Genomic DNA, 8,560 nt, shown 5'->3' with positions numbered 1-8,560 from the left:
GGCAACTAATGCATTTGCAGAGTCTTTTAATGCTAAAATTAAGGCGTTTAGAGCTGCTTTAAGAGGAGTAACGGATATAAAATTCTTTCTTTTCAGACTTACAAAGCTGTATGCTTAATCCCCAGGTTTATCGGGTGAGCCCTTATAAAGGGGTTTACAATGAATGAAAAAAGGCCTTACGGACAATCCGTAAGACCTTTTTTCATTCCGTGGAGATGGAGAGATTCGAACTCTCGTCCAAACGAGGAATTAATTTGCTTTCTACATGTTTATCTTCGCCTTCATTGTCGGGGAAGAGCAAGACCGAAGCCACCCACTCATCCCTTATCCTCTAAAGTTTCGCCTGAGACCCGAGGCTTATCTCAAACTATCTCCGATATTGCTGCACCACCTGATCGGAACGCTTCGGAGCCACAGCATCCGGGTGATGTCACGTCCCCGCAACTTTTGCAGGGATTAAGCTTGAATCTACTATACTTCGATTAAGCAGCGAGAGCGTAATTATTTTCGCCAGTTAATTGTTCGTTGTCTGAGATTTAAGTGCAAGCCAACCACGCACTACATGCTTACAAACCACTTCTACCCGCTGTCAAAACCGGTCATCCCCATGGTTTTATAACTGATTAAAAATCAAAAGAAAGCGAACACATTTTCCGTTATAGGTAACAAACTGGTAACAAAATCAAAGAACTTCATTCTTCAAATGATCGCTTTCTTTGGTACAAAGATAGGAATTATTCTCAATAATACAAAAGACACACATAAATCAACATATAATGCTAAGCGATTACGTAACTATAGCCTATACAATCAAACACCAAAAGAAAAACAAAGGGGGGTAAAGGACTCTCGCCGCCGTCCACAGGTACAAGGCCTCCCCCTAACAATCGAACCCCAGTTATCTACCACGCTCCATATTCTATGCATGCCGTACCCTTCTGGGGATCTATACGCATTGTGAAGAAGGTTCCATCTTCCGAAATCTCATTAAAGTAAAAACTACCATCCTCCGACATGCTCCAATGAGCCGGGGGATTCGTCTTCATCCACCAATAGAATCTCTCCGTTTCACGACCCGGTTCAAACTTAATATCTATCCGATCAATATAGTCCAAAGTGAACGACTTTTTTCCATAGGTGCGATCTATAACCTCGTACGCTGGCAATCCTACACCTACCTTGTATGAGATCTCCATACGGCTCCCATACGGCTTATTGACGATATCTGATACAAACGAGCAAACATATATTAAGCTAATAAGAGAGATAGGGGATAACAGCGCATAAGAACACCTTCTCCAACTCGCCCGCCGCCATTTCCGCTCAATCCACACGTACAAAGGCGGACAACATCCCCATGAGACCCAAGTAGCCAACCAAAGGCAAAAAGACTTAAATGTCCATCGCTCCGGCCTTGCCCAAAATAGAAGGATTATGAAAGCCAGTAACCCACCACCCCAAACTATCACACTAACTAATAAAAAAAACATCATAACGCCTCAAATTAAGAACTACTATTTTACCTTATTCATACTCCTTCTTTATAATTATCATAATCTCGTATCCAATCCAATTCTTTTGCACTCGAAGGTTCTGTATAAAATAGATCTATAACACTTACATTTCTATTTAGGGCAGCTATCCCTTATAATTAAATCACATGGTCATATAAAGTTCCATTTCTTTCCTATGGAGTTGTTGTTCGCATTGCCAACATGATACATTCCCCAACAAGTGCTATTTCCGCTAGTAAATAATGTCGAGTATTGTTCCACATCACACTATGTCCTGCAATTTCCGCCGTACGTAAGAAATTATTACGTACTCTCACGTCATTGAAATATGTTGCTGCCCCCACAGCGAATGCTGTTCCGGATGGACTGAGGTTGAACAGTACCGGGCCTGCATCAATGTCAAATCCCAACCAACACGAATAATCATGATATTCCCGTATACCAGACAATAAACCTGATTGCAAAAAATGGGATTTGAGCCTATGATATTGCTCTCTTGCAAATACTGAATCTATCTGCGTGAGGTATAGACAGTTTAATGCGGAGTACGAGCCTTTCACCGGGGCGGCTTTAAACGGTATGCCATCCTCACTCAAAAATGAGACAAGTAGGCCTGTTTCTTTGTCAAGCCATTCAGATTTAGCCTTTCGTACCCATTTACGTACCGTAGAAATATATTTTCCCTTGTTTAATTTCGAGTAATTATTCAGTGCGACAATCGCAACAAGCATATCAGGGACATATATACATTCGCTTGGATATGTTGGTAAGTTTAGACTTTTACTTCGAAGAAGCCGACGATTCATAGTTCCGCAAAGATCATCAAACAAGTTATTATATTTATCATTTCCTCCGGCCATCTTATACTCGCTTATCATCCACGCAAGATGACTGATATATGAAATATGACTCCTGTCACCATCCAATGTTTCCAGAGGATCCTCGCCCCAACGCTCAGCATCATATTTTCTCAACTCAAAGGAAAGTACCATCTCAATAAGATTATCTATGTTCTCTAGATTCTCTGTTTTTGTTTCGGGATAAAGTTTCGACATATTGAATAAGGCTGCCGCCAGCATTGAACAAGAATACAACGCCCACTCACCTTGAAATTGTGTTCCAATTCCTTCTGGCATTTCACACAACAACGCACGTGGTGAAGTTACTACACGATCGATCAGGAAATCCCGACGTTGAATGAGTTCCCCCTTCTCATCCTCCCATGTACCATTATCAGTACACGACCAGTAAACCCATAATATTTTGACCAATATAAATGCAACCATCACCACTGCGATTTTAATTGATTTGTGTATCAAATCAATATTGTCTCGTATAATATCTACATATTTCTCAGGCTCAACCGTTTCACGCTTGGGTTGCAAGCACGAACAGGGCAAACTAATCTTATTTTGCCATTCATTGTCAAGATAATCCTCAAAACGGATGACGACCTTCAACAGATCATCGGATAAACGTTTCTGGCACTCTTTAATAATGTATTCAGGAATTGGATAAACACAAGCCGCTATTGCGCCAGCTATAGCACCTTGCGTATCAGCGTCACCACCGAGTGACACGGCATTTCTTATCGCATCTTCATAACTATCGGCTTCTAAAAATGCGATGATAGCCTCAGGCGCGCTACCTTGGCAAGATACATCAAATTCATATCGGGGCCGAATCTCATTCAATGTACGGTTCATGTTATATTCGAACTGATTCGTAACAAAATCTCTTATGTGTACTTTTAATTCGTCTATTTCCCCAGTCCAATGTAGCGCAATGAATATACTTGCAGCTACAGCCTGCGCTCCCTTTATAGCTTCCGGATGATTGTGTGATACTGCGGCTGTTTGTTTCGCTAAGCGCAAGCATTCATCCAAAGTCTTAGCAACAAGACCTACCGCACTAACACGCATAGCGGAACCATTCCCCCATGAGTTATAGGGGGTTGGATCATTACATAACCAATTACAGAAAAGGCCACCGTAGCCAACAGCCGGATAACGGTTGCCAAATTCACACATAGTGTCTACAAGCGTGTATTCTGAGCGGGTGACATCCTCCATTAGCCATCGTGCGATAGCTAATGTCATCACCGTATCGTCTGTAAAACAGGCACCATACGGAAACAACTCGAAGTCTTTGCTCTTGACAGAACGAAACTCATACATCGAACCTATAATATCACCAGCAATCGCTCCATAGATAGTTCTGTAAGTATTTTTCATCATGGCTAACTTCTCTCTATACATAAATTCTTTAACACAAAGATTGCAAAAAAACTCGATTTATCATCGGTAACTTGTTTCATTTTCGACCTACCACCAAGGATCTTGTATGGCGAAAATCATTCCGACTCCAATTATCGAAGTCCCTCCATATCACATATATGCCTTATTCTCTCTAGGATCTATATCCATAAAGAAGTAAATTCCATCATCTAATTCTCATCGAATGGGAAATCACCATCTTCCGATATACTCCAATGAGCCGGGGGATTCGTCTTCATCCTTTGTTGGAACTCTCCGTTTCACAACCCGAATCAAACCTAATGTCAACCTCATCCGTATCCCCATTTCGGCCATGAGAATTTACAATCTTGTATGCTGCCCCTATCCCTACCTTGCTTGAAAGATCTCTTCGGTTATAGAAAGGCTTATTGACGCACTTACATACCAATGAACAGATATATACTAAGTAAATAAGAGAGATTAGAGATAACAGCGTATCAATCCCTGTCCAGTCTCTATTAATAGCATTGAGATCTATTATCAGGCTATTAAGGCTATGGATGAAGCGATGCGGATCGAACGTACAGGCATCCACCAAGAAAAGAAAAGAGACTGGGGATAACAGCACAAATAGCACCCTTCTTAGACTAGCCTGCCGCCACTTCCGCTCAATCCACACGTACAATGGTGGAAAACAACACCACGAGACCAAAGAAACCAACCAAAGACAAAAAGACTTAAATGTCCATCGCTCCGGCCTTGTCTTGAATGCAAGGATCATAAAAAACGATAATTCAAAGATAATCAAACTTATACAAGCTAACACCAAAAACACCATAACGCCTCAAATTAGGAACAACTTATTTAATACCATAGTACACACTATCGAATAGAAGATCAAAAACCTCGTTTTTACCATATTCACGACCTTACTCCTTTCTTTTAATTAGTGTTATCTCGTATTCAGACCGTTTCTTTTGCCCTCTAAGGCACGATATAGGACAGATCTATAATACCCTTTATCAGTTGTCACCCCTTATTCACAAGGAATAGGCTTATGTTTCATATCCTCATCGCCAAGCACCACAATAGAAAACGGGGCTGGTGTCCCCGCCGCCGCCTTCCGCATCCACTCGCAGCCTCCTCCTTTGGTGCCGCCCCGATCCACGCCATATAAAGCCATTCGTACCCCAAATACCCCCTAAAGATCATCCTTGAATATAGTAGGATTCAATTCAACCGGGGATCTCCACTCTATTCGATAGTCCTCCCATAAAAAACGTTTCATCACTTGCCAATACTCGAAACATGAGACCGGGGTACGAAACCAGCTACCAGAATCAAATCTTTTATCAGAGAAGTAAGATCGTAGCTTTTCCTCCAACTCCTTCTCTATGGATAAATAGGCTTCTGATTCCTCAACCGGATCATGTATTAAACCCGTGATCCGAGGTTTACAATCCCAGCTACAAAAAGCATGATCAAAACATTTACTTGTTTTCATATCAAACCAATATCCGCTATTAATTCTTTTTCATCACCCGCTTTTATTACCGAGATATCATTCAAACTTTTATGATTTTTTAAATAAAAACACACTAAAAGCAACCCGATAAACATTGAATATTTACCACATCATCAACCACAAAGTAAACTTATAACAACTTATTATCAGATAATTCTATTATATCACCATAATTTATACTAATCACATCGTCTTTTATTTTTGTGATAAATCGATAAAATTTTCCATAAAGAAAATACAATTCATCCGATACCTTTTTCATATGAAACAAGCAGGAAAATTCTCGAATAAAATCATCAGCCTTCTTTTGATCAACAAAATCGATAGAAACATGCAAAAGATTAAATGATTGCTTTTTTGCATTAAAAACAGTCATGATTTTATTTCCATTGTATTTAAAACAAATAATCCTTTTATAAAAATCGCCAGTAACACTATCTGGATCAAAATATTTATCTTCTATATCAAAGGCTTTTTCATCTTTTAACAATTCCTGATAAAAAAGTTCATCAATAGAATGTTCTCTAAAAGAATCAAAAAAGAATTGCCACAACATATAAGGGATATTATCTCTCAGATATTTTGCAATATAATTAGCCCTTTCGTTACTTAAATCTAATGATACATTCAAGACATTAAAACAATTACCATCCTTTCTAGATTCAATAATATCAAATACTCTAAGAGTATCTGGTATACTTTCAAAATACATTTTAAATTTGAAAGTATGATCAGATTCTTTAAAATAATACCTTTCAGGCTCAATAGGTAAACCTTCAGTCTTTAACAAATGATACGATTCACCATTATAACTAGCAATAAAAGCATCTTTTCCGACATTTGCCCATTCACTAGAAACTGCACATTCACAATGTACAATAGTTGCAGTCTTCGTTAGTTCAATTTTCTCTATGTACAATTTTTCACTCTGAAAAAAGTTATAAGCACAAAGAATTGGATTAGGATCTAAATATACTTGGCTACTAATACGGTTTGCTGTTAAAAATAAAATTGCAGCGATTAAAATTCCAGTTTTCATTTTATATTATCTAAAATTTGACATGCTTTTTCATATCCTCCAGAACATGCAGTATACAAATCTATAATTCCCTTATTAAAAGTCTCAGCTTGTTTACAAAGAGAAAGACCTCTATAATAATACAAGGAGATATCTGAAGGATTCATTTTTATGGCTAAAGAATATTCTTTTATGGCATTCTTATGGTCTCCTAAACCTGAATATGCACGTCCTCTACAATAATAAACATCCAAAGTATGTTTATCCAATTCAATAAGTATGTTTGTTGTTTCTAAAGCTTCATTCCATTTAGATAAATAAACCTCAATCAAAGCTTTATTAATCAGAACTACTTGATAATTATCTCCTGTTACTTTAGCCAACCGCCCTTCAGATTTAACCTCCTCATACAAATTCATAGCCTTGAGAATATAAGAATAAGATGTATCATAATTTTTCAGCGCATTATAATAAATAGTTAAATCCGAGTAAATGTCAGCTAAATTCATTTTGCTCATATCAGTATCTTGAGGATATATATATAAACTATCATTTTCAATATATCGCATTATTTCTATTGCTAATGCAGTATCATCAGCATTTATAGATTTAGCATCACGTTCAAAATAGTATCTAGATAAAGCACGAGCTGCATTATAATTCCTAATCTGATTATAACTGATATTTTCTATAACATTAATAAACTCCTGATTATCAATTCTAGTTATTCCTCTTTGTTGATTCAAGTCCAAATAAAGAAGCAAATAAGTTGGATCTTTAGTTAAAATATAAGCTTGATTAAAATATAATTGAGCATTTTCATAATTACCAATTTCTTGATATAAATTAGCCAAGTCGAAAATTGTAACCAAATCCTCTTTGATAGCTGTTGCTAATTTATAATATTTTATTGCATTAAAAACATGTTGTTTATCTCCATTCAGTTTGTAGTCTATTATTTCTATTTTAGCTTTTGATATATTCTTTGCATATTGAAAATTATCATATTGCTCCGTTATTTGTTTAATATAATGTTGCTTTATTTTATCCTCATATTCCTTTTGATATTTTTGTATAATATTTTTATCATGATAAGACATGTCAATCTTATAATTATCAAATCCTTTTAATGCAGACTTAAGCCTTCTTTCTAAAATTGGATGTGTTGAATAATTATCTATAGGATGTGGTATTGCATTTACAATTTGTATTATATCCTCCCTTCTTCCTCCAGCCTTTGCCACCATAAAACCTGCGAATTCATCTGCTTCCAACTCATGTTTTTGTGAAATTTCTATACTTTCTTTTGGTAATAAAGTATGCCCATTCAAATGGTGCCCTATTTCATGTGCAAACACAAACAAATTAAAGTAGTATTTCTTATCTGTTAAATCTGACAAATCTCGGATAAAAAGATCATCATATAATATATACCTTAAACCTTTATAAACAACAGCCACTACATTATCCGTACACCTACAAGGAATTAAAACAAAATTGGCATCTTGAATACCGATCCCATTTAACATTTTCTTCACATATGAAGTAGCATTAATTGAAGAATTATAATTAGTATACCCATTGATACATAGATAATATTTTGTTAATGTATCTTCTTGACTATACACATTAATATTCACAAGAACAAATAGAATAATTACTTTTATCTTCATATTAAACATACACATATTTAGAGATATTTTAATACATATTAATCATGATTATCACTAATAAACTCAAAAATACCATATGCAATTATGATTATAAAGAGTATACCTCCAAGTAGTTCAATTGCAGTACCAACTATACAAATAAGAGGAAAGAGAATTATAACCCCGACAATTAAAGCTAAAATTACAAATATCTTTTTCATATATTATTTTTTATCACCATATCATTAATATAAAAAAAACATACAAGCATTTTTTATTTACCTAACTCCATATACCAAATATAAGTGTAAATACAAACAATGACATGCCTAAATGAATTACCATTCTTTTTAAATAATCTCCCTTATCCAGAACATAAGCTATACTTAACAATAACATAAAAATATAAAAGAAATAATAATATCCTTCACCATGAAAAGTATTCTGCTATCTTTTAGTATTAATATTATGCTTTTCATATCACCAATGCTTTGGCTCACCCGATAAACCTGGGGGATTAAGCATACAGCTTTGTAAGTCTGAAAAGAAAGAATTTTATATCCGTTACTCCTCTTAAAGCAGCTCTAAACGCCTTAATTTTAGCATTAAAAGAC

At 36.1% G+C, this 8,560-nt stretch carries 8 protein-coding genes, 1 other RNA gene and 1 pseudogene; 1 reads left to right on the top strand and 9 read right to left on the bottom strand.

The features are described 5' to 3' along the window. Window positions 1–118 (top strand): annotated as a pseudogene (locus tag NBH16_RS22860) (ISAon1 family transposase); the annotation flags it as partial. A gap of 89 nt (window positions 119–207) precedes the next feature. On the opposite strand, the gene ssrA reads toward NBH16_RS22860, so the two are convergent. The 9 genes from ssrA to NBH16_RS22820 form a co-directional block, all read right to left on the bottom strand. Further along, window positions 208–607, bottom strand: a transfer-messenger RNA (tmRNA) gene (ssrA, locus tag NBH16_RS22855). A 295-nt stretch (window positions 608–902) separates the two neighbouring features. Further along, complete coding sequence (locus tag NBH16_RS22850) at window positions 903–1,493, bottom strand: hypothetical protein (RefSeq protein ID WP_005859346.1); 591 nt, start codon at window positions 1,491–1,493, stop codon at window positions 903–905. Between the two features lie 194 nt (window positions 1,494–1,687). Then, on the bottom strand, window positions 1,688–3,772 hold the full coding sequence (locus tag NBH16_RS22845; RefSeq protein ID WP_250789111.1) for an ADP-ribosylglycohydrolase family protein: 2,085 nt from the start codon (window positions 3,770–3,772) through the stop codon (window positions 1,688–1,690). A gap of 253 nt (window positions 3,773–4,025) precedes the next feature. Then, window positions 4,026–4,589 carry a hypothetical protein gene (locus tag NBH16_RS23510; RefSeq protein ID WP_011967088.1) on the bottom strand — a complete coding sequence of 188 codons (564 nt, stop codon included), beginning with the start codon at window positions 4,587–4,589 and terminating at the stop codon, window positions 4,026–4,028. A gap of 198 nt (window positions 4,590–4,787) precedes the next feature. Next, a complete protein-coding gene (locus NBH16_RS22840) occupies window positions 4,788–4,934 on the bottom strand; it encodes a hypothetical protein (RefSeq protein ID WP_250789110.1) in 147 nt (48 codons plus the stop codon). Window positions 4,935–4,952: 18 nt separating this feature from the next. Further along, a complete protein-coding gene (locus NBH16_RS22835; protein WP_122140490.1) occupies window positions 4,953–5,255 on the bottom strand; it encodes a hypothetical protein in 303 nt (100 codons plus the stop codon). Between the two features lie 151 nt (window positions 5,256–5,406). Further along, window positions 5,407–6,315, bottom strand: coding sequence for a hypothetical protein (locus NBH16_RS22830; RefSeq protein ID WP_250789109.1), 909 nt, complete (start codon window positions 6,313–6,315; stop codon window positions 5,407–5,409). Continuing rightward, window positions 6,312–7,967 carry a M48 family metalloprotease gene (locus NBH16_RS22825; protein ID WP_250789108.1) on the bottom strand — a complete coding sequence of 552 codons (1,656 nt, stop codon included), beginning with the start codon at window positions 7,965–7,967 and terminating at the stop codon, window positions 6,312–6,314. Before NBH16_RS22825 ends, NBH16_RS22830 begins: the two co-directional genes overlap by 4 nt. Before the next feature lie 38 nt (window positions 7,968–8,005). Next, window positions 8,006–8,167: a hypothetical protein gene (locus tag NBH16_RS22820; protein WP_250789107.1), complete on the bottom strand. Its 162-nt coding sequence runs from the start codon at window positions 8,165–8,167 to the stop codon at window positions 8,006–8,008. Between the last annotated feature and the right edge of the window lie 393 nt (window positions 8,168–8,560).

The organism is Parabacteroides sp. Y3-G-102, from assembly GCF_023656845.1.
Lineage (GTDB): Bacteria > Bacteroidota > Bacteroidia > Bacteroidales > Tannerellaceae > Parabacteroides > Parabacteroides distasonis.
This window is presented reverse-complemented; position numbering and strand designations above follow the sequence as displayed.

What these genes read in the sequence shown, in the direction of transcription:
- NBH16_RS23510 (WP_011967088.1), bottom strand. Translation starts at nt 4,589, where the DNA reads ATGGTGTTTTTGGTGTTAGCTTGTATAAGTTTGATTATCTTTGAATTA.
- NBH16_RS22845 (WP_250789111.1), bottom strand. Translation starts at nt 3,772, where the DNA reads ATGTATAGAGAGAAGTTAGCCATGATGAAAAATACTTACAGAACTATC.
- NBH16_RS22830 (WP_250789109.1), bottom strand. Translation starts at nt 6,315, where the DNA reads ATGAAAACTGGAATTTTAATCGCTGCAATTTTATTTTTAACAGCAAAC.
- NBH16_RS22850 (WP_005859346.1), bottom strand. Translation starts at nt 1,493, where the DNA reads ATGATGTTTTTTTTATTAGTTAGTGTGATAGTTTGGGGTGGTGGGTTA.
- NBH16_RS22835 (WP_122140490.1), bottom strand. Translation starts at nt 5,255, where the DNA reads ATGAAAACAAGTAAATGTTTTGATCATGCTTTTTGTAGCTGGGATTGT.
- NBH16_RS22840 (WP_250789110.1), bottom strand. Translation starts at nt 4,934, where the DNA reads ATGGCTTTATATGGCGTGGATCGGGGCGGCACCAAAGGAGGAGGCTGC.
- NBH16_RS22820 (WP_250789107.1), bottom strand. Translation starts at nt 8,167, where the DNA reads ATGAAAAAGATATTTGTAATTTTAGCTTTAATTGTCGGGGTTATAATT.
- NBH16_RS22825 (WP_250789108.1), bottom strand. Translation starts at nt 7,967, where the DNA reads ATGAAGATAAAAGTAATTATTCTATTTGTTCTTGTGAATATTAATGTG.